Below are 19,742 nucleotides of genomic sequence, written 5' to 3'. Positions count from 1 at the left end.
TCACCTTGTCGGCAAGCCCAGCCAGCGACGTGCAGCCGGAATATGACGCAACACGGCAAACTCCATGAGCGCCATGCACACAAGGGATATTCCCACCACCGGCAGCACAAGGGCCAGCCCGAGGATCATGACCGTTACGCCGACAGCCAGCCGGTGCTCCGCCGGGAATGACGGCGCTCCCAGGCGCTGCGCAGGTTTGCGCCGTCGCCACAGCACGAAACCGCTCGTCGCTATGATCATCAGCCCTACCGCCGTGAGTACACCGAGCAGCTGATTAAACCAGCCAAACAACTGCCCCTCATGGGCGGCAACCCCAATACCAATCGCCCGATCGACCAGCGGCCGCTCATCGAAATGGCGGCTGCTCAACAGCCTACCGCTGCGGCCATCAATCCAGGCCTCGGCACGCAGGGGTCGATTCTGGCTCTGGGATGCCAGCTTCCAGACACCGGCTTGTTGTTTGTCGGGGCTGAGTTCGACGGGGGGCGCAAAATTCAGATCGACAGCCCGCGCCATCACCTCCGTGCTGAGTACCGGCATCGTTTTCGGTGCCGCACTGTGAGCGTGGTGCTCGCTGTGACCGACCGACCAGTCCTGCTGCAGTGTCGGCTGACCCCACTGGCGGACTTCTTTAAAGGCACTGCCCCATACCAGCGCCCACGGCAGGCCCGTGAGCAGCAGGAACAGCGCAAATGCCGATATCCAGATGCCAGTCACCGCGTGGAGGTCGCGCCACAGCACACGGCGTCCCTGTCGCAGGCGTGGATAAAGAACACCGGCAAGCCCAACGCTGTGGCGAGGCCACCATAGATACAGCCCGGTGAGAATCAGTACGATGGCCCAGCACGCGGCCAGCTCCACCAGCACCGAGCCCACATTCCCTGCCAGCAGCTCGCCGTGAAATGCCCTGACCTGACGCATGAACTGCGCCTCGTATTCAATCTGCTTGAGAATCCTCAGCGTTTCCGGATGCACATAGACCAGATGCTTGATGCCATGCAGCCCCACCGCGATTTTCACCGCATCATTGGGTTCAAGCGGCAATTCGTAGTTGATGAGCCGGCTGCCCGGCAACGACGCCAGTGCGGCATCGATTTGCTGCTGAGGCGAGGCCAGCGGCCCGCTGACGGGCAATTCTCGATACGGCGCATCCAGCCACTGTTCGACCTGCGGCTTGAACAGATAGATGGCCCCGGACGCCGCCAACGTCAGCACAAACGGGATACAGAACAGGCCCGCGTAAAAATGCCAACGCCACAAACGGCGGTATAAAGCGCTGCGCCGCCCTGATGGTTCAGAGGTCATAGGACAGGCTCACATAGCCGGTGCGGCCCGGCCAGGGATGGGCAACATAGTCGATGTCATTGCGCAGATTATCGATGCCGATGCTGCCACTCAGTTGCGGCGTAAACTGGTAACGCGTTTTTACGCCCAAGCGCAGATAGCCGTCTTGCGCACCGTAGACATTGTCTTCGCGGTCGCGGTTGTCGAGGCGACCGTAGCTGTCGCTGGCATATTGCAGATTCGCCCCCACATCCCAACGCGCATTCACGTGGTAATTCGCCAGCAGATTCCCCCGCCACTTCGGCATGCGAGTAAACTGATTACCGACAATGCTGCGGTCAACGCGGTTCTGGGTAATTTCGGCATCCGTCCACGCCAGATTCGCGCGCAGGTTCAGACCCGGCGTAAACACATCGTAGGCGTTGAAGATCAACTCCACGCCCTCGGTCTCCACCTGATCGACCGGAACAAAGGTACGCAGCGAGGTGCCTCCGGCCAGCATGGTGGTCTGCGACTCAATGACATCCCGAACGGTTTCCTTAAACAGATTGACGCGCACATAGCCGCTGCCCAGCCGCCGCTCAATCATCAGATTGTGGTGCAGGCCGCGCTCCGGTTTCAGATCGGGATTCGCGGCATTGACGCTGTTGTAGGCCTGGTACTGACTGAACAGCTCTTCGACTATCGGGAAGCGGTAGGCCCGGGCCAGTGCGTAGCGCAGCTGCCAGTGCTCAGCGGGCTGAAAGCCAAGCGAAAGTTTGGGTGAGATACTGCTGTCATCGCGAGACGGCACCTTCACCACGTCGAGACCCGGCGTCGCCGCCTGATCGTCAGCGTAGTAGCCGCCATGACTTTTCCAGTCCTCGTAGCGACCGCCCAACGTTGCATCCCAGGCCTCACTGATGGTCCAGCTCAGTTGCAGGAACGCCGCGTTCAAGGTCGTTTCACCGCCGCTGCGATCCACCGCCTGCGTTTTGCGGCCCGCCCGGTAATCACTGCTGCGGTATACCGTGGTATTGAGTTCGTAGTGCTCGTGACGCAGACCGGCGACCAGATCCACGTCCTCGCCAAACACGCCGTCCACCGACCATTTCAGCTCTGCAGTTGTCCAGCCGGTATCACCGAAATCCGTTACTTGCCCGCTGCCGTCAAACGACGGCGCATTGGGGTTTGCCGCCGAACTGCGGGCTTCATCACGCAAGATGTCAAAGCGATTGAGGTTGGCCTCCAGCGCACTGCGCTCACTCAGTTCGCCGCGCAAGCGCAGCCCCACCGACAGGCTGTCGCGGTCCTGCTCGCTCACCCCCAGCCGGGAAGCAGGCACCGAGAATACCTCACCGCCTTGCTCGACGTTGCCCTCCCAAACCGCATTGCCGTTGCTGTCGCGCAAATAGCTGTTGGGGCGGGTGCTCAACCCCTCGCGACCTTCGTAGGCGATATTGGCCAGCACCGACCACTGCTCCCAGTCGTAGCCCAGCTTCATTTTGATATTGTCAGTGGTTGTCGCCACCACGCCGCTATCGCCAAAGTACAGGCGCGAATTGCTCAACTCATCGCGAGCCCGAATCGCCCCGCTGACACTCTGCGGCGGCGCGCCGGTATCGCTGCCACCATAGAAGTAGGTCTGTGGCTGCGCATCACTTTCCAGACGGTTGTAGGAGAAGTAGTAACTGGCATCGCCAACCCGGTTGCCGTAGGAAACAAAGGTTTTGTAGCCATCGAGTTGCTCGTCAACACCATAGGCCTCGAAGCGTTGAGAGAAGTAACCCACATCCACGTGGAATTCTTCGCGCTCCGAAATCGCGGTTTCGATCAGCACCACGCCGCCCATGGCATTGCCACTATACTCAGCGGAGAACGGGCCGTAGAGCACTTCGACCTGCGCTATTTCGCTGGCCGATACCAATGTCCAGCGCGGCGCGCCGTTCCACCGGGACTGGAGGAAATAATGCAGCGGCACCCCGTCGGCAAAGACCATCGACCGCGAGGTCTGGAACATATTGCTCCCGCGAATCCCCAGCGTGCCGTTGGCATCGCCGATGAAGCGACGGCGAATCACCAGGCTGGGCTCGTATTTCACTAGGTCTTCGGTGGTCGTCGCGTTGATACTCAGCATATCTTCCGGGCGAAGAATGCTGTTGGGACTGGTGAACGACGAATCGTCACTGCTGCGACGCTCCCCCCACACCCGCATCTCTTCAACAGCGGTGTCCGCCAGCGCCGACAGCGCGGGAAACAGCAACAGCACCAGAGCGGCGCGCGACAGGCGATAAGTCATTCCCAATTTCCATTAATCCGCAAAAACGGCGAACCCTATTACAGTGATCAATATTTAGACAAAGTGGCAAATTGTCGCAGCCACCGCCGCCGCCCAGCGCAGCTGTGTCAAAAGTGACGCGAATAGTGACAAATTTGACATTTTTCGCGGCGCCCGTTTTGGGAGCGTCGCCAAGAATCCGCTTATTTCGGGGAAAAACTTAATGTTAACAATATGTTGGAACTATCAAACGCCGCGTCAGCGAGGTTGGCATAATTCCTGTTTATAAGCACATAAGGAATAAGCTTATTCCAATTAAATATGGACAATGGCGAGCACCTCCTGAAAGCGGGCCGCCCCTGACAGCAAGAGGACTTCATCATGACTGACAATATCCGCGTGGATTTCGACCACAAACCCGAAGTCGTCCCGTTTTTTGACGAGCCCACCAACACCTTTTCTTACGTGGTCAAAGACCCGACCTCCAAGTCCTGCGCCGTCGTCGACTCCGTGATGGAAATCGACTACGCCGCCGGCCGCCTGTCACTCGACGGCGCCGATAAAATCATCGACTACATCCGCAGCCACGACCTGAAACTCGAGTGGATCATCGAAACCCATGTGCACGCCGATCACCTGTCGGCAGCGCCCTATATTCAGGAAAAACTCGGCGGGCGCGTCGGTATCGGCTCGCAGATCACCGTGGTCCAGGACACCTTTGGCAAGATTTTCAACGCAGGCACAGAGTTCGCCCGCGACGGCTCACAGTTCGACCAGCTGTTTGAAGATGGCGATGAGTACACCGTGGGTAACATGGTCTGCCACGCCATCCACACACCGGGCCACACACCGGCCTGCATGACGCACATTATGGGCGACGCGGCCTTTGTCGGCGATACCCTGTTCATGCCAGATGGCGGCACCGCACGCGCCGATTTCCCCGGCGGCGATGCCCGCATCCTGTACAAATCGATTCAGCGGGTGCTGTCGCTGCCGGATGAAACGCGCCTGTTCATGTGCCACGACTATATGCCCAATGGCCGCGAAGTGGAGTACGAAACCACGGTTGCCGCCGAGAAAGAAGCCAACATCCACGTGCATGTGGGCACCAGCGAAGATCAGTTTGTTGCCATGCGCGAAGCCCGCGATGCCACACTGGGCATGCCGCGCCTGATCCTTCCCTCGCTGCAGGTCAATATGCGGGCGGGCCACCTGCCCGGCGCGGAGGACAACGGCACTGTCTATCTGAAACTGCCACTCAACGTACTGTAAGGGCCGCGAGGACTGACCATGGATTACAAACAACTCGATAACAATCTGACCGTCTCCGGCCAATTGACGGTCGACGATCTCACCGCGCTTGCCGAACGCGGCGTAAAAACCCTGATCTGTAACCGGCCCGATGGTGAGGGCGGCGATCAGCCCGGCTTCAAAGAGCTGGAAGCCAAGGCTGCCGAACTGGGTATTCAATGCCACTATCTGCCGGTGGTCAGCGGTCGCGTTACCGATGAAGACGCCGCAGCGTTTGGCGAGTTGCTGGCGGCCCAGACCGAACCCGTGCACGCCTACTGCCGCAGCGGTATGCGCTGCACCACCCTGTGGGCACTGAGCCGGGGCGAGCAAAAATCACTGACGGACATCGTCGATGCTGCCGCCAAAGCCGGTTACGACATGAGTGGTGTGGTATCACGGATTGCCGCCAAAAACGGCGGTACAGAAGCCGAGGGCATGGCGACCTACGACGTGCTGATTGTCGGTGGCGGCGCGGCTGGCATCTCTACCGCCGCCAGCCTGAAAAAACGCTGCCACGGTATTTCCATCGCCATTATCGACCCCGCCGACACTCACTATTATCAGCCCGGCTGGACGCTGGTCGGCGGCGGCGTATTCACACCGGAGCAAACTGCGCGCAGCATGGCGTCGCTGATCCCCAAAGGCGTGGAATGGATCAAGGCGGCAGTGGCGGCATTTGATCCCGACCACAACACGGTCATTCTGGAAGGCTGTCGACTGCTGCACTACAAGCGGCTGGTAGTGGCCGCCGGGATCAAGCTCAACTGGGGCGCCATCGAAGGCCTGAGCGAAACGCTGGGCAAGAACGGGGTGACCTCCAACTACCGCTACGATCTGGCGCCCTATACCTGGGAGCTGGTGGAAAACCTCAAAGGCGGCAAGGCGCTGTTTACCCAGCCCCCCATGCCCATCAAATGCGCCGGCGCACCGCAGAAGGCGCTGTACCTGTCCTGCGACCACTGGTATCGGGAAGGCCGTCTGAACAACATCGATGTGGAATTCTACAACGCCGGTGCGGTGCTGTTCGGCGTGGCCGATTACGTGCCCGCGCTGATGAAGTACATCGACAAATACCAGGCCAAGCTCAACTTTGGCCACACGCTGACCCGCATCGACGGCCCCAACAAGACCGCATGGTTTGCCACCAAGGATGATGCTGGTAACGATATCGAAGTCAGCCGCGAGTTCGACATGATTCACGTCGTACCGCCGCAAGTCGCGCCCGACTTTGTTCGCAACAGCCCACTGGTAGACGAGGCCGGCTGGGTGGATGTCGACCAGAGCACACTGCGCCATAAAACCTACGCCAACATCTGGTCGCTGGGCGACGTGATGAATGCGCCCAACGCCAAAACCGCAGCGGCAGCCCGTATGCAGGCGCCGATCGTGGCCAACAATATTGCTGCTGACATTGCCGGTCGCGGCGACCAGATCTCCCACTACAACGGCTACGGCTCCTGCCCGCTGACCGTGGAGCGCGGCAAGATCGTACTGGCGGAGTTCGGCTACGGCGGCAAGCTGCTGCCCAGCTTCCCAAAATTCCTGCTCGACGGCACTCAACCCACCCGTCTCGCCTGGCTGCTGAAAGAGAAGCTGCTGCCACCGATTTACTGGCAGGGCATGCTCAAGGGGCACGAGTGGCTGGTGAAACCGGTCATCGGCGAAGACGCCCCGGCCAAGAAATAACCCACCCTGTTGCGCCACTCTCGTGGCGCTGTTTTCCCTTCGGGGATCAGGGTAATGCCATGCTTACGGAGAGGACCGCGTGTTGAAAGCCTCGCTCAGCCAATACTTCCCTATTCTCAGCTGGGGTCGTCAGTACAACCGCAGCCAATTGGTCTCAGACCTGCTGGCCGCAGTAATTGTGACGATCATGCTGATCCCCCAGTCGCTGGCCTATGCTCTGTTGGCCGGGCTGCCGCCGGAGGTGGGACTGTATGCATCGATGCTGCCGCTAGTGGCCTATGGCTTATTGGGCAGCAGCAACAGCCTGTCGGTCGGCCCGGTGGCGGTCGCCTCGCTGATGACCGCATCTGCGGTGGGGCGGGTAGCCGAGGTCGGCAGCATGGGCTACCTCGAAGCCGCCACCTTGCTGGCCGCATTCTCGGGCCTGTTCCTCCTCGGTATGGGTCTGTTGCGCATGGGCTTTCTGGCGAACTTCCTGTCGCACCCGGTCATCGCGGGCTTTATTACCGCTTCGGGCATTATCATCGCCATCAGCCAGGTTCGCCATCTGCTGGGCGTACAGGCCCACGGCGACAACCTTTATGAAATCGTCATGAGCCTGACGGAGCACCTTGGCGATACCAATTTCGCGACGCTGGCGGTCGGCGTGCCGGTGGTCATCTTTCTGTTCTGGGTGCGCAAAGGCTTGCAGCCCGTGCTGGAAAAGCTGGGCATGTCACCGTTCTCTGCTGCCATGGTCAGCAAAGCCGGTCCGGTGGTTGGCGTGGTGCTGACCAGTGTCGCCGCCGTGGTGTTTAATCTCGGCGATCGCGGTGTGGCGCTGGTTGGCAGCGTGCCAAGCGGTCTGCCAACGCTGTCGCTGCCGCCGCTGCACCACCCGGCCTGGCAGGAGCTGCTGATTTCCGCGATCTTTATTTCCATCATCGGCTTTGTCGAGTCGGTCTCTGTAGGCCATACGCTGGCCGCCAAGAAGCGGCAGAAAATTTCGCCCAATCAGGAGCTGATCGGCCTCGGCGCATCGAATATTGCCTCCTCAGTCTCTGGCGGCTACCCGGTCACCGGCGGCTTTGCGCGCTCGGTGGTGAACTTCGACGCGGGTGCGGAAACCCCGGCGGCAGGTATGTTTACCGCCGTGGGCATCGGGCTTGCGGCGATTTTCTTCACGCCCTATCTGGCCTATCTGCCCAAAGCCACGCTGGCCGCCACCATTATTGTGGCGGTGTTGTCGCTGGTCGATCTGTCGATTCTCAAAAAGACCTGGAACTACGGTTACTCCGATTTCATCGCCGTCGCCAGCACCCTGGTGGTTACCCTGATGGTTGGCGTAGAGGCCGGTGTTGCCTGTGGCGTATTCGCCTCGCTGGCACTGCATCTGTACAAAACGTCCAAGCCGCATATGGCGGTGATCGGCGAAGTGCCGGGCACCGAGCATTTCCGCAATATCAACCGCCATCAGGTGGTAACCCACGAGGAGATCCTGTCACTGCGCATCGACGAGAGCCTGTACTTTGCCAACGCCGGATTTATTGAAGACCGCATCTACGCCCTGCTGGAGGAATACCCCAAAGCCAGACATGTGGTGATTATGGGCACGGCAATCAATGAAATTGACCTCAGCGCGCTGGAAGCACTGGAATCGATCAACGAGCGACTGGGCGAACAGGGCATTGCCCTGCACTTTTCTGAACTCAAAGGCCCGGTGACGGATGTGCTGGAGAAAACCGATTTCCTCAAGCACCTGAAAGGCCGTGTATGGCTGTCTCACCACCAGGCCATTGCCGGCATTCTGGCTGGTGCAAACGAGGAGCAATCATGAGCCAAGAACGCGTCAAACCCCTGAAGATTCTGCGCAATATCGCCTCCATGGCCTTTGGCGTGCGCAGCCGCAAAGGCATGGAGGAAACCGGCGAAGCCGGCAAGTTTCATCACTATGTGCTGGGTGCGGTGTGTTTCATCGCGCTGTTTCTGCTCACCGTGAACGGCTTGGTACGGCTCATTCTCAGCCAGGCGGGCTAGCTGCTCCGCATCAGGTATTCATCCTGTCCGGTCTGCGGATCACCCTGCTCCTGCACAACTAAAAACCCGCGGGAGCGGTAAAAGCGGGCACTCTTGGTATTCGACTTATACACCGCCAGACTCAGTGGCGCCCGGTGTTGCAAGGCGTCGTCGAGCAGTGCCGAGCCCACGCCCTGCCCCTGAAACACCGGATCGACAAACAGGGCCGCCAGCACATTTTCGCAGAGGGAGTAAAAGCCCTGGATGCGACCATCGTGCACAAGCACACGGCTCTCCGCGGCGGGCAGGTATACCGTCCGCATGTCCTCGACACGGGCCTCCCAATACGCGGCATCGATAAAGTTATGTGCCTCAATGGACGCCGCCAGCCAGATTCTCAGCACCTCGTCGCAATCATCGCTGTGATAATCCCGGATCATCCCTTCGCCTCCGCCGAGCGCTCTGACGCACGCGCAACAATGCCCAGGGTCATCTCGCGAAAACCGCGTCGCAACTGCGCCCCGAGCAACACACTCACCAGCGGCGCCAGCGGGCCGCGCAGGCAGAAGCGTGACTCGTAGTGGGAGGTATTGGCGTTCAGTTCACTGAGGTAATGCTGGCGTGAACTTTCCAGCAGGCCCAGCGGCAGGCGAATACCGTATTCCAGAAACTCGCCCTCGCGATTGGCACGCACCGTTTCGGTCTGAGGCATGGCAAACCACGGCAGCACCCGAACCCGCATCCGAATCGGGCTGCCCACGGCAAAGCTGGAATCACAGGCCACCACAAAGGGGTTCCACTCCGGGTAGTCATCCGTTTTGCAGATAACCTCCCAAACCCGCTGGCGAGGTGCCCGGATGCGCTCCCGTTGCACAATTTGAAACATACGCTTTTGCCTTGCTTTAAAACCGTAGAGCACGCTGCACGCGCTGTTGCAGTTGCTCCGTGGGCAATGTGAGTTGCAACTGCTGTTTGGGGCCGCCCAAGCGCTGCAACTCACTGTCACTGAGCGCTCGTCCGGAAAACAGCAAGGCATTCACATAGCCTGCTTCCGTTTCGTAACCATTGTCGGTTAGCAATAGTAGCTGTTCGTCGATGGCCCAGCGCTCACCAACGTCACCGGCAGCTTTGGCGCCGATCTGTTCACCATCGATATAGACTTTAAACGTACCGTTTGTTTCACCCGCGTAAAAAACCACCGCAACGCGGTGCCACTGCTCGGCGGGTATCCTACCGAAATAACCGGAATTGCCGCTGGCAATGCCAATACCGCCAGCCTCGGCATTCTGGAAAAACAGGTCCGCATCGTCACTGTTATCGAGTGCCGTTTGCAATACTGCCCGCCAACGACCATCGCTTGCAGCGGGCCACAAGAGGTCCATTACCAGAGAGTACTCCCCCAGTTTGACGCGAGCGCCAAACTGGGCATTGGGTGGCACGGCGGCCGTTACTAACAGACCTTCATCCGGAGCGTAGCCAGGAAAGGCCATCACCACCGAGTCACCACCGGGCAGGGCTGGCAATCCCAGTGCCGACGCCAGAGCAAATACCGTGTCATCGCCGCCCTGCTGATAAAAACTCAGGCTCGAAGGACCGCTATCCGCTCTCAGGGGATCGTCGTCGTCAAAAAACTGCCAGGTAGTGGTCAGCGTATCTTCTGTACAGGCATGGAGAACGAGATTACGATCCATATATAGGCATTCGCTGGTGCGATAGCGCGCATAGCTGTCTAGACTCTCCCAAGCCTCTGACAGGAAACTGGCTTCGGCCTGTGCCACATTGCTAAAAAAGCGCGGCATATTGAGCGCAGCGCCTTTCTGCAAAATCACTGATACCGTTACCTTTTCATCAAGATCAGCAGCATCAACCACCCATGTTGGCTGCGCTGCACGCATCGCAGCAAATTCTGCAGCGCTTACCTGAACACGATAAAAAGCGTTAAATCCGGGCGTGTCTGACACTTGGCGCTCGACAGGATACGCCCGATGAAAATCCGTTTGCGTCACACTGCCCGGTAGCCAAGCCTGTACTACCAAAGCAGGATCAAGCAGAGCGGCATCGGCGCCATGGTGGTATCTGGCCGCACGAGCAGCTATTTCGCTCACGGCTGTCGCATCTGCATAGGCGCTGACAAGTGCGATTTCAGCATAGGCGTCCGGCGCATACTGAGCCATGAGCGCCTCAACGGCGGTATCAACAGCGGGGTCTATATCAGAGATATCGCGACTTGGGACATGATTTACGGTTGCGGATAGCCGCTGCTTTTCTGGCAGGGAATAGCTCAGCACCAAATCACTTAGACCATCGGCATAGAAATCCGGCTGCAGAAGAATATTACCGCCGTCCAATAGCTCGAACGCGGTACCACCGTGAGTGTGCCCACCCAGCGCCATATCGATCTCCGGATATTGCTCCAGCAGTTCCCGGTCGGCGCCAACACCCAAGTGACTGAGCATAATCAGTACATCAACCTGGTCGCGGTACTGACTGATGGCACCTTCGGCAATCTGCTGCCAATGCCAGTTCATGCGGATACCGGGCACAAAATCTGGGATCGGCAGGCTTTCCAGTGGCTCATCAAGCTCATTCCAGGGCACAGAGCTCATACCAAACAGACCCACTTTCAGACAGCCCAGCTGTATGGCAACAATATCGCGGGCAGCAAAAGGCTGAGCATCGCCCTGATAGTGACTATTGCTGGCAATTACCGCAGCACGTTCATCCTCTGCGTGCTGCAGCAACGTATCGGCGCCCCAGGCAAAGTCATGGTTACCGACCACCCGCACATCGAACTCCATGGCCTGAATCGCGGCAACCGTGGCAGCACCTTCCGATACCATCTCGGCGACACTGCCTTTTTCAAAATCGTCGCCACCATTGGTAAAGAGCGTATATGGCGTATCGCTGAGCGCCTGCCGATGATAGGCCTTGATCCGGCCAAACAGCTTCTCCGGGCTGCCATAGCGGGCGTGAAGGTCAGCCACATGCACAATGCGCAAATCCTGCTCCGACGCACTTTCATCGCAGGCCGGGCCAATGTTGCGCACTGCATTCAACTGGGGTTGTGGAATCAGTCGGTAGTGACCAAACTCGGTAATACTGGCTGATACTGATTCGCTGCCCTGCACCGAGCTGAGCAGCGGACGCCAAGCCTCGCCCTCCTGCCGAGCAATCACCCAGCGCCCCGAACCACCCGACAACAGCGGTAAAGTCAGTCTCGCAGGAGTCAGTACCGAGAGAGACACCGGCCCGAGGCGATACAAAAGTTCGCCGTCCTCCCCCACTACTTCAAAACGAAGTGCTTGCTGGCTATCCAGGCTGGTGGCAGACAGGCTCAGCATAGCCCCGTCACCAAAGGAAATATCTCGTGCTTCGGAAGCTTGAACCAGCACCTCCTGCACGCCGCCATCCGCACTGCCTCCACTGCTGCTGCCACCGCCACCACATGCAGCCAGCGCAATGAGAGTTCCACACCAGAATAAAAAGCCAACCCGCCCCACGATGCCTGCCCCTGTTTATTTAAAATCTTCACCGCACCGAAAACCTCGGTCGGGGCCCAAATCCTATTTGAAGCGGCGCCACTATATCATGCGTAATTGCCACAGCCGTCCGCCGACTTCCCGGGCACCATTCCCTCAGGCTCATCCAAAAGGACGATGACCGGCGCTACGTCACACTCGTACTCTGCTATTTAACTTATGGCTTAATTAATTAATTCGTTACTCGCTCAGACAGCCATCAAGCCCACAACAATAACAGCGGAAGACGCCATGACCATCAGCACAGAAAGCCGCAGCGCACTGCGGGAATTAATTGATTTACTTGAAGAAATTGACCAGCGTTGGGCCGGTCCCGAATGGAATCTGCACAGCGAGGACGATGTCGCCGCCGCCCACCGCTCGCTGATGCATGTGCTGGAGGGCGGCCTTGCGACCATGTTTGAATCCGACCCCGCCTACCCGCGCTTTCGACGCATTGTCACGCCGCAGCGCAAATTTACCGGCGATAACAGCGACGCCATCTACTTCGATACGCCGGTCAGCCCGGACTTCCAGTACGAGGTACAGGGCTCGATGAACAGCGCCGTCTATGTGTCGATCACCGTCGAGGTGGGCACCGAAGACGGCAGCATGGCCAGCCGAACGGCGGGCGTAATCAACGATACCCAGTTCGATGTGGATGCCGACGGCAACTTCACCCTGCGCGTGGGTGGCGAGCCCGCCGAGCGCAACTGGCTGCCGTTGCCGGAGGGCGCCTCGCGGCTGACCACCCGGCACTATTTTGAAGAAGCGCAGTGCGCAGCGGGCAACCCGGCCCGGGAGCCGGTACTGTCGATTCGTCGACTCGATCAGGCACCGCCACCGACTGCCCCCAATGACGAGAGTATTGCAGCCGGCATTCGCCGCGTTGCCGGGTTCGTCCGCAGCCGCACACTGGGTATGCCGCCCATGGCGAACGCCGACAATCCGGCCTTTGTCTCGATTGTGCCCAACGCCTTTCCCAAGCCGGTTAAACCCGGTGATTTCGGCTTGTCGGCCTTCGACGCCGCCTACTCCATGGCGCCCTATTTCCTGGGCCCCGATCAGGCACTGGTCATCACCGGGCGCTGGCCGAGCTGCCGCTTTGCCAACGTCAACCTGTGGACCCGCCACCAGCAGACTTTCGATTACGAGCACCGGCAGGTGTCACTGAATCGCGCCCAGACCGAAGCGGATGCCGACGGCAACTTCCGTATGGTCATCGCGCACCGCGATCCGGGGGTGCCGAACTGGCTGGATACCGAAGGTCGCGCACTGGGCATCGTGTTCTGGCGTTTCTTTCTGCCCGAAGGCGATATCGACACCCCGCAGGCCGACGTCGTCGACATCGACAGCCTGTCATCCTGAGCCGCGGAGAAAACCGAAGTGAACGCCATCGCCCCCAAACCGCCTTTTCCCATTCGCGCGCTCAACCATCTGGGCCGCGGCTTTGCCAGTCTCGGCTTCAAAGGCAAGCCGCTGGACGCCGGGCAGCTGATCGACGAGGCCTGCCGCAAATTCAAGCTCAGCGACTTTGGCCCCGGCCCCTTTACCGAGGGCATGGACGCGCTGATCGAGTCACTGGAAAACGAAGCCGCGCTGACGCCACTGGGCCGCCAGATGGCCCGCGCCGACATCATCAAAGCGCTGGGCGTGCAGCTTCAGGTACAGGACTGGTTCAACCGCTACCCGGAAATTGCCGACGAGAAAATTGAAGCGCCACTGATCATCATCGGGATGCCGCGCACCGGCACCACCATTCTGCACGAACTGATGCAGCTCGACCCGGACAACCGCCTGCCCCTCACCTGGGAAGCCGACGCACCCTGTCCGCCGCCGGAGACCGCCAGCTATCAAAGCGACCCGCGCATTCGCGCCGCCGCCAAGGAACTGCGCTTCAGCCACTACCTCATTCCCGAGGTTACCAAGATGCACCGCATGGGCGAGCAATTGCCTCAGGAGTGCATCATCCTCACGCGGCACGCGTTTCACAGCATGGTGAATTCCACCATTTATCGCATTCCCGGCTACCAGCATTGGCTGAGTCACGAGGCCGATATGGCTCCCATCTACCGCTACCACCGCTGCCTGCTGCAACTGTTGCAGTGGCGCTGCCCCGGCAAGCGCTGGGTGCTGAAATCCCCCGGCCATCTCTGGCATCTCAATGCACTGCTGGACGAATACCCGGACGCCAAGCTGATTCAGACCCACCGCGACCCGCTGAAAATTGCCTCATCGATGGCGTCCATGCTGCCTACGCTGCGCTCAATGGGCAGCGACGATATTCGCCCTTTGGAGATTGCCCGGGAATGGGCCGACAACAATATGGAAGCGCTGGACAATTCCGTGGTCGTTCGCCAGTCCGGACGCATTGCCCCGGAGCAGATAGTGGATATTCAGTTCAGTGAGTTCATGGCGGATCAGGCGGGCGCCGTCAAACGCATCTATGACACCTTTGAGCTGCCCTTCAGCGAGACCTTTGCCGAGAGCATTCGCCGCTATATCGCCAGCAATCCTCACGACAAAGATGGTGGTCATAAACACCGCTTCGAAGACAGTGGCCTCGACTACCAGACCGAGCGCAAGCGCTGCCAAAGCTATCAGGACTACTTCGGCGTCGCGTCAGAATTTTAGATCGCCGCCCCAACGCCCAATCACCCGGAAGAGGAAAACACATGTATCAACTGGACCTCAGTGGCAAGGTCGCACTGGTCACCGGTGGCAGCCGGGGACTGGGGCGCGCCATGTGCTTCGGGCTGGCTAAAGCGGGCGCCGATATCGTCGTTGCCAGCCGCAAGCAGGGGGCCTGCGAAGCGGTTGTTTCAGAAATCATCGGTATGGGACGCCGAGCGATTGCCGTCGCCGCACACACCGGCGACTGCGACAGTCTCGACGCACTGATCGACACCGCCATCACCGAGATGGGCAAGGTGGATATCTTGATCAATAACGCCGGTATCAATCCGGCCTTTGGCGGCTTGTCGGAACTGGCGCCGGCCATGTTCGACAAGATGGTGGACGTCAATCTGAAAGGACCGTGGTACCTGGCATCACGGCTGGCACCGCACATGGCGGAAAACGGCGGCGGCAGTATTGTTAACGTGATCTCGGTAAGCGCCCTCAAGCCCAGCGCCTTTATGGGCTTCTATGCCATGACCAAGGCCGGGCTGGAAACACTCACCAAAGTCATGGCGGCCGAATGGGCCGCACAGAATATTCGCGTAAACGCGCTGGCGCCGGGCAGTTATATGACCGACATGCTGAGCAACAGCTTTGGTATTCCCGGCTTTGAAGAAGCCACGCTGAACAGCAATGTGCAGAAGCGCATCGCCGATGCGGAGGAAATCGTCGGCCCCCTGCTCTACCTGGTGAGCGATATGGGGGCCTATACCACCGGCAGCACCGTGGTGGCCGATGGCGGCTTTATGGTGTCTTGAGGAGCAGTACGATGTCGAACGAGCCCACCTTTGATTGCCTGCGATTAGAGCGTCCTGCCCCGCCCGTCGTGCGGCTGGTATTGAATCGCCCCGACGCCCGCAATGCGCTGAACTGGCAACTCATTCGCGAACTGAAAACCGCTTTCGAACTGATTGATCGCGACAACCAGTGTCGGGTGGTCATTCTGAGCGGCGCCGGTAAATCCTTTTGCGCCGGTCTGGACCTGCTGGACCAGAACAACCCCGACAGCCTCCGCGCCACCATCGGCGATATCAAGGCGGGCAGTCGCAGCGGCATGCGCGCTCAGGAATATATGGCCGAAATTGCCCTGCTGATGCGGCGTATTCAACAGCCGATCATCGCCGCGATTCACGGCCATGCCTACGGTGGCGGTCTGGCGCTGGCGCTGGCCTGCGACCTGCGCATTGCCGCCGAGAGCGCCACATTCTGTACGCAGTTTATTCGCCTCGGAGTGTCCGGCTGTGACTTCGGTGTCAGTTACACCCTGCCACGTTTGATTGGCGGCAGCCGTGCCCACGATATGATGCTGACCGCCCGCGTCGTCGACAGCCATCAGGCGCTGGACTGGGGACTCATTACACGACACACCAGCGACGCCGAGCTGCGCGACGCGGCCACCGTACTGGCCGAAAGCCTCTGCGATTTCAGCCCCTACGGCCTGATCTCCACCAAACAGGCAATGTGGGAAAACCTCAATGCCACCTCGCTGCAACAGGCGCTGATGCTGGAAAACCGCAACCAGATTCTCAATGGCCTCAGCGGCGATGTTGAGGAAGCGGCCGCAGCCTTCTTCGAGAAACGCAAGCCGCGCTTTGACTGATCTTGTCATGACAAGAAACGACACAGACTTGCAATTGGCGTGCATTCCCGTATGTAATCAAAGTTTCTGGTGAAAACATAAGGATATGGCACGGGGAATGCAGATTGCCCGGCCACCACCTCTGGTAAAAGGTACTTCAATGATACGCCCTGTATTCCGCTCGCTCTCCCTTGTTTCCATTGCTGTTCTCGCGCTGACCGCCGCCTGCTCAAAGGCCCCGGATAACAGTGCCGCAACAACCGGAACCACCGGCAATACCACTGCGGCTGTCGACAGCAAGCGGCTGATGCCCACCGACCCCGACACCAAATCGCTGTACATCCAAAGCTGCTATAGCTGTCACGGAACCGGCGCGGCAGGCGCACCACGCACGGGCAACAGCGGGGATTGGGCACCGCGACTGGCCAAGGGCATGGACACCCTGCTGGATCACACCATCAACGGTTTTAACGGTATGCCTCCGCTGGGAATGTGCATGGACTGCGGCGAAGAAGAATTTGTTGCCCTTATTAATTTTATGGCCGGCCAGGAATAACAGCCCCTAATGAAACGACGCGACTTTAATAGAGCGAGTCTGCTCTCGGCCCTGTTTGCGGGCCAACTGACCCTGAAACCTCTCCACGCTTTGGCAGAGAACGACGGCAAAGCGGCCAGCAGTGCACGCCGCATTCCCTGGCAGAACTGGTCGGGCTATCAGAAGGCCAAGCCCGCCGCGCGGCTCAGTCCGAAAACCGAGGACGAGCTGGCAGAGCTGCTGAAAACCAGCGAGTTGACCGTGCGCCCGGTGGGCGCCGGGCACTCGTTCACGGCGCTGGTACCCACCGACGGCAGCATTCTCTCAACACGCCACTTCTCTTCGGTGGAGGCACTGGACGGCAACCGTGCCCGCGTCGGTGCCGGCGTGAAACTCGGGCAACTGGCCGGACAGCTTAATGAACTGGGGCAGGCCCTGCCTAATATGCCCGATATCAACCAGCAGACGGTGGCCGGTGCCTTCAACACCGGCACTCACGGCACCGGCGCCAACTTTGGGGCCATGCACAGCTACGTGGAATCGCTGCGACTGGTCACCCCGCGCGGCGACATTCTGGACTGCAGCCGCAAACAGAATGCGGATATCTTCGATGCCGCCCGCGTCTCGCTGGGCAGCCTTGGCGTGATCACCGAATACACCCTGAAGAATGTCGAGCCCTACAAGCTCAAGCTGCGCACCGAGATGCGGCCCATCGAAGAAGTGTTCGATAACTTCCACGAGCTGGCGAATAATCACCGCAACTTCGAAATGTACTACATCCCGCACTGCGACTACGCGCTGGTCATTACCACCGACCTCAGCGACGAGCCGGTCAGCCCCCGTGGCGAAGACACCGACAATGATTCGGTGCGCGACCTGCAGAAGCTCCGCGACTACACCGCCTGGTGGCCCGGCCTGCGCCGCAAGCTGGTCAGCAGTGTGGCGGCCATGACCGAGCCCACCGAAAGCGTCGACTGGTGGTGGAACATCTACCCCTCTGATCGCGCGGTGCGTTTCAACGAAATGGAGTATCACCTGCCCCGCGAGGCCATCGTGCCCGCCCTGCGCAAGGTGCGTGAAATTGCCGAGACCCAACACCCCGATGTGTTTTTCCCGGTGGAAGTCCGCGTCGTGCAGGAAGATGATGCCTGGTTAAGCCCCTTCTACAAACGACCCTCTGCGTCGCTGGCGACCCACCGCTACTACGAAGAAGACTTCCTGCCTTACTTCAAATCCATCGAGCCGATTTACCAGCCGATGGAAGGCCGCCCCCACTGGGGCAAACTGCACACGCTGGATGCCGCCACACTCGCCGCGCGCTACCCGCGCTGGAAAGACTTTAACGATATTCGCCAGAGCCTCGATCCCAAGGGCGTGATGCTCAACGACCACCTGCGAAAGGTATTTACCGATGTCTGATGCACCGAGCAACCCCAGCCGTCGCCGCCTACTCTGGGCCGGTGGCGGCCTGGGCGCACTGATCGCGGGAGGAGCCCTGCTGCGTCCCGGCGATCACGGTGGTGCGCATACTCCCTACTTTCTCGCCTTGCAGGCGGCGTTGGCCGAGGCCGGTCTCTACCGGCCGACACTGGTCATCGACAAGGCCCGGCTCGACAGCAATATCGGCAAGCTCACGCAGCATATCAACGGCAATTTTGACTACCGCATCGTCGGCAAATCCCTGCCCAGCCTGCCGCTGATCAATACCGTTCGCGCCCAGACCGGCACTGACCGGGTGATGGTATTCCACCAGCCGTTTCTCAACCTGCTGGCCCGGGACATGCCCGATGCCAAGCTGCTGCTGGGCAAACCCATGCCGGTGAAAATGGCTCAGCGCTTTTATGAGTTTCACCCCGCGGACTCGGTATTTCAGCCCGACCGGCAACTGCAGTGGCTGATCGAAGGCCCGGAGCGCCTGCAGGAATATCGCCAGCTCGCTCAGGCCTTGCAGCAGCCCATGCGCATCAATCTGGAGCTGGATGTCGGCCTGCACCGCGGCGGCTTCACCGACGCTCGGGACGTCGCCAAGGCCATTGAGGTACTGCAGGCTGATCCACTGCTCAGCTTCTCCGGGTTTATGGGCTACGAGGCCCATGTGTCGAAAATGCCGGGCATTGTCGGCGGCCCACCGAAGGCGCTGGAGGCGGCCATGGGCTTTTACCGCGACTGTGTCGCCGCTGCGCAGGACGTGCTGAAAGACGCCTTCGACCCCGCCACCCTCACCCTGAATGCGGGTGGCAGCTCAACCTATCAGATGTACCAGCCACAGATGTTCGGCGGCCCGGCACCCTGTAACGAACTCGCCACCGGCTCGGCGCTGGTCATGCCCACTGACTTCGACGTGCCCAGCCTCAACGACCATGTCCCTGCTGCATTTATCGCTACCCCGGTGATCAAGGCGCTGGATAAGACCCACATTCCCGGCCTGGAAAGCGCCGCCGGTCTGCTCTCTGCCTGGGATCCCAACACCGCCCGGACGTTCTTCACCTACGGCGGCTACTGGAAATCCCGACCGGAATCCCCCGCAGGCTTACAGACCAACAGCTTGTTCGGCCGCTCCACCAACCAGGAAATGCTCAACGGGTCGGAAAGCGTTCAACTGAAGCGGGATGACTTCGTATTTCTGCGCCCCTCACAAAGCGAATTTGTCTTCCTGCAATTCGGCGATATTGCTGTGTTCGACGGCGAGCATATCAGCGAGGTTTGGCCGGTGTTTCAGCAGGGGGCCTGACTATAGGTAGCGTATATTTTTTGTAAATATTTGTTTTTATATTTTCCGACAACAAGGTATCCAGCTACTACAAAGATAAGGCAACTACCAACTTGACTTTTACTGTCTGAACGGTAGCATTCCAAGTGAATCTGAACGTCGACTCAATCGGCTAGTAGGATTCATCCGGGGCCTTTTGGCCCCTT

The 19,742-nt window shown here is 59.5% G+C and carries 16 protein-coding genes; 11 read left to right on the top strand and 5 right to left on the bottom strand.

Going from position 1 to position 19,742, the window contains the following annotated elements; all coding sequences use genetic code 11:
• Entirely contained in the window at nt 1-1,305 is a 1,305-nt protein-coding gene (locus G411_RS0109545; RefSeq protein WP_022958974.1) for a PepSY-associated TM helix domain-containing protein, read from the bottom strand.
• Complete coding sequence (locus G411_RS0109540) at nt 1,295-3,562, bottom strand: TonB-dependent receptor (protein ID WP_022958973.1); 2,268 nt, start codon at nt 3,560-3,562, stop codon at nt 1,295-1,297. The genes G411_RS0109545 and G411_RS0109540 overlap by 11 nt, the downstream gene beginning before the upstream one ends.
• A gap of 360 nt (nt 3,563-3,922) precedes the next feature.
• Between G411_RS0109540 and G411_RS0109535 the strand changes: the two genes are divergently transcribed.
• From G411_RS0109535 to G411_RS0109520, 4 genes are all read left to right on the top strand, one after another.
• On the top strand, nt 3,923-4,813 hold the full coding sequence (locus G411_RS0109535; protein WP_022958972.1) for an MBL fold metallo-hydrolase: 891 nt from the start codon (nt 3,923-3,925) through the stop codon (nt 4,811-4,813).
• Between the two features lie 18 nt (nt 4,814-4,831).
• The gene (locus tag G411_RS0109530; RefSeq protein WP_022958971.1) at nt 4,832-6,520 is read left to right on the top strand and encodes a bifunctional protein tyrosine phosphatase family protein/NAD(P)/FAD-dependent oxidoreductase; all 1,689 of its coding nucleotides are present in this window, start codon (nt 4,832-4,834) and stop codon (nt 6,518-6,520) included.
• A 79-nt stretch (nt 6,521-6,599) separates the two neighbouring features.
• A complete protein-coding gene (locus G411_RS0109525) occupies nt 6,600-8,336 on the top strand; it encodes a SulP family inorganic anion transporter (protein WP_022958970.1) in 1,737 nt (578 codons plus the stop codon).
• On the top strand, nt 8,333-8,536 hold the full coding sequence (locus G411_RS0109520; RefSeq protein WP_022958969.1) for a DUF2970 domain-containing protein: 204 nt from the start codon (nt 8,333-8,335) through the stop codon (nt 8,534-8,536). Before G411_RS0109525 ends, G411_RS0109520 begins: the two co-directional genes overlap by 4 nt.
• Here G411_RS0109520 and G411_RS0109515 read toward each other — a convergent pair.
• Genes G411_RS0109515 through G411_RS19980 form a run of 3 tightly spaced genes read right to left on the bottom strand, consistent with a single transcriptional unit; the run spans nt 8,533 to nt 12,015 of the window.
• Nucleotides 8,533-8,955, bottom strand: coding sequence for a GNAT family N-acetyltransferase (locus G411_RS0109515; protein WP_022958968.1), 423 nt, complete (start codon nt 8,953-8,955; stop codon nt 8,533-8,535). The two genes, G411_RS0109520 and G411_RS0109515, sit on opposite strands and share 4 nt — an antisense overlap.
• The gene (locus G411_RS0109510) at nt 8,952-9,401 is read right to left on the bottom strand and encodes an SRPBCC domain-containing protein (protein WP_022958967.1); all 450 of its coding nucleotides are present in this window, start codon (nt 9,399-9,401) and stop codon (nt 8,952-8,954) included. Before G411_RS0109510 ends, G411_RS0109515 begins: the two co-directional genes overlap by 4 nt.
• 16 nt (nt 9,402-9,417) lie before the next feature.
• A complete protein-coding gene (locus G411_RS19980) occupies nt 9,418-12,015 on the bottom strand; it encodes a metallophosphoesterase (RefSeq protein WP_022958966.1) in 2,598 nt (865 codons plus the stop codon).
• A gap of 270 nt (nt 12,016-12,285) precedes the next feature.
• Here G411_RS19980 and G411_RS0109500 point away from each other — a divergent pair, with 270 nt between their 5' ends.
• From G411_RS0109500 to G411_RS0109470, 7 genes are all read left to right on the top strand, one after another.
• On the top strand, nt 12,286-13,401 hold the full coding sequence (locus G411_RS0109500) for a DUF1214 domain-containing protein (protein WP_022958965.1): 1,116 nt from the start codon (nt 12,286-12,288) through the stop codon (nt 13,399-13,401).
• Between the two features lie 18 nt (nt 13,402-13,419).
• Nucleotides 13,420-14,667, top strand: coding sequence for a sulfotransferase family protein (locus G411_RS0109495; RefSeq protein ID WP_022958964.1), 1,248 nt, complete (start codon nt 13,420-13,422; stop codon nt 14,665-14,667).
• A 41-nt stretch (nt 14,668-14,708) separates the two neighbouring features.
• The gene (locus tag G411_RS0109490) at nt 14,709-15,470 is read left to right on the top strand and encodes an SDR family NAD(P)-dependent oxidoreductase (protein WP_022958963.1); all 762 of its coding nucleotides are present in this window, start codon (nt 14,709-14,711) and stop codon (nt 15,468-15,470) included.
• An 11-nt stretch (nt 15,471-15,481) separates the two neighbouring features.
• A complete protein-coding gene (locus G411_RS0109485) occupies nt 15,482-16,312 on the top strand; it encodes an enoyl-CoA hydratase/isomerase family protein (RefSeq protein WP_022958962.1) in 831 nt (276 codons plus the stop codon).
• Between the two features lie 139 nt (nt 16,313-16,451).
• Nucleotides 16,452-16,847 (top strand): c-type cytochrome, encoded by a 396-nt coding sequence (locus G411_RS0109480; RefSeq protein WP_022958961.1) that lies wholly within the window; start codon nt 16,452-16,454, stop codon nt 16,845-16,847.
• Nucleotides 16,848-16,856: 9 nt separating this feature from the next.
• Entirely contained in the window at nt 16,857-18,245 is a 1,389-nt protein-coding gene (locus tag G411_RS0109475) for a D-arabinono-1,4-lactone oxidase (RefSeq protein ID WP_022958960.1), read from the top strand.
• The gene (locus G411_RS0109470) at nt 18,238-19,557 is read left to right on the top strand and encodes a DSD1 family PLP-dependent enzyme (protein ID WP_022958959.1); all 1,320 of its coding nucleotides are present in this window, start codon (nt 18,238-18,240) and stop codon (nt 19,555-19,557) included. Before G411_RS0109475 ends, G411_RS0109470 begins: the two co-directional genes overlap by 8 nt.
• Nucleotides 19,558-19,742: the final 185 nt, after the last annotated feature.

It is taken from the genome of Spongiibacter tropicus DSM 19543 (assembly GCF_000420325.1).
Lineage (GTDB): Bacteria > Pseudomonadota > Gammaproteobacteria > Pseudomonadales > Spongiibacteraceae > Spongiibacter > Spongiibacter tropicus.
This window is presented reverse-complemented; position numbering and strand designations above follow the sequence as displayed.

What these genes read in the sequence shown, in the direction of transcription:
- G411_RS0109500 (WP_022958965.1), top strand. Translation starts at nt 12,286, where the DNA reads ATGACCATCAGCACAGAAAGCCGCAGCGCACTGCGGGAATTAATTGAT.
- G411_RS0109485 (WP_022958962.1), top strand. Translation starts at nt 15,482, where the DNA reads ATGTCGAACGAGCCCACCTTTGATTGCCTGCGATTAGAGCGTCCTGCC.
- G411_RS0109515 (WP_022958968.1), bottom strand. Translation starts at nt 8,955, where the DNA reads ATGATCCGGGATTATCACAGCGATGATTGCGACGAGGTGCTGAGAATC.
- G411_RS0109475 (WP_022958960.1), top strand. Translation starts at nt 16,857, where the DNA reads ATGAAACGACGCGACTTTAATAGAGCGAGTCTGCTCTCGGCCCTGTTT.
- G411_RS0109545 (WP_022958974.1), bottom strand. Translation starts at nt 1,305, where the DNA reads ATGACCTCTGAACCATCAGGGCGGCGCAGCGCTTTATACCGCCGTTTG.
- G411_RS0109480 (WP_022958961.1), top strand. Translation starts at nt 16,452, where the DNA reads ATGATACGCCCTGTATTCCGCTCGCTCTCCCTTGTTTCCATTGCTGTT.
- G411_RS0109490 (WP_022958963.1), top strand. Translation starts at nt 14,709, where the DNA reads ATGTATCAACTGGACCTCAGTGGCAAGGTCGCACTGGTCACCGGTGGC.
- G411_RS0109520 (WP_022958969.1), top strand. Translation starts at nt 8,333, where the DNA reads ATGAGCCAAGAACGCGTCAAACCCCTGAAGATTCTGCGCAATATCGCC.
- G411_RS0109510 (WP_022958967.1), bottom strand. Translation starts at nt 9,401, where the DNA reads ATGTTTCAAATTGTGCAACGGGAGCGCATCCGGGCACCTCGCCAGCGG.
- G411_RS0109530 (WP_022958971.1), top strand. Translation starts at nt 4,832, where the DNA reads ATGGATTACAAACAACTCGATAACAATCTGACCGTCTCCGGCCAATTG.
- G411_RS0109470 (WP_022958959.1), top strand. Translation starts at nt 18,238, where the DNA reads ATGTCTGATGCACCGAGCAACCCCAGCCGTCGCCGCCTACTCTGGGCC.
- G411_RS0109535 (WP_022958972.1), top strand. Translation starts at nt 3,923, where the DNA reads ATGACTGACAATATCCGCGTGGATTTCGACCACAAACCCGAAGTCGTC.
- G411_RS0109540 (WP_022958973.1), bottom strand. Translation starts at nt 3,562, where the DNA reads ATGACTTATCGCCTGTCGCGCGCCGCTCTGGTGCTGTTGCTGTTTCCC.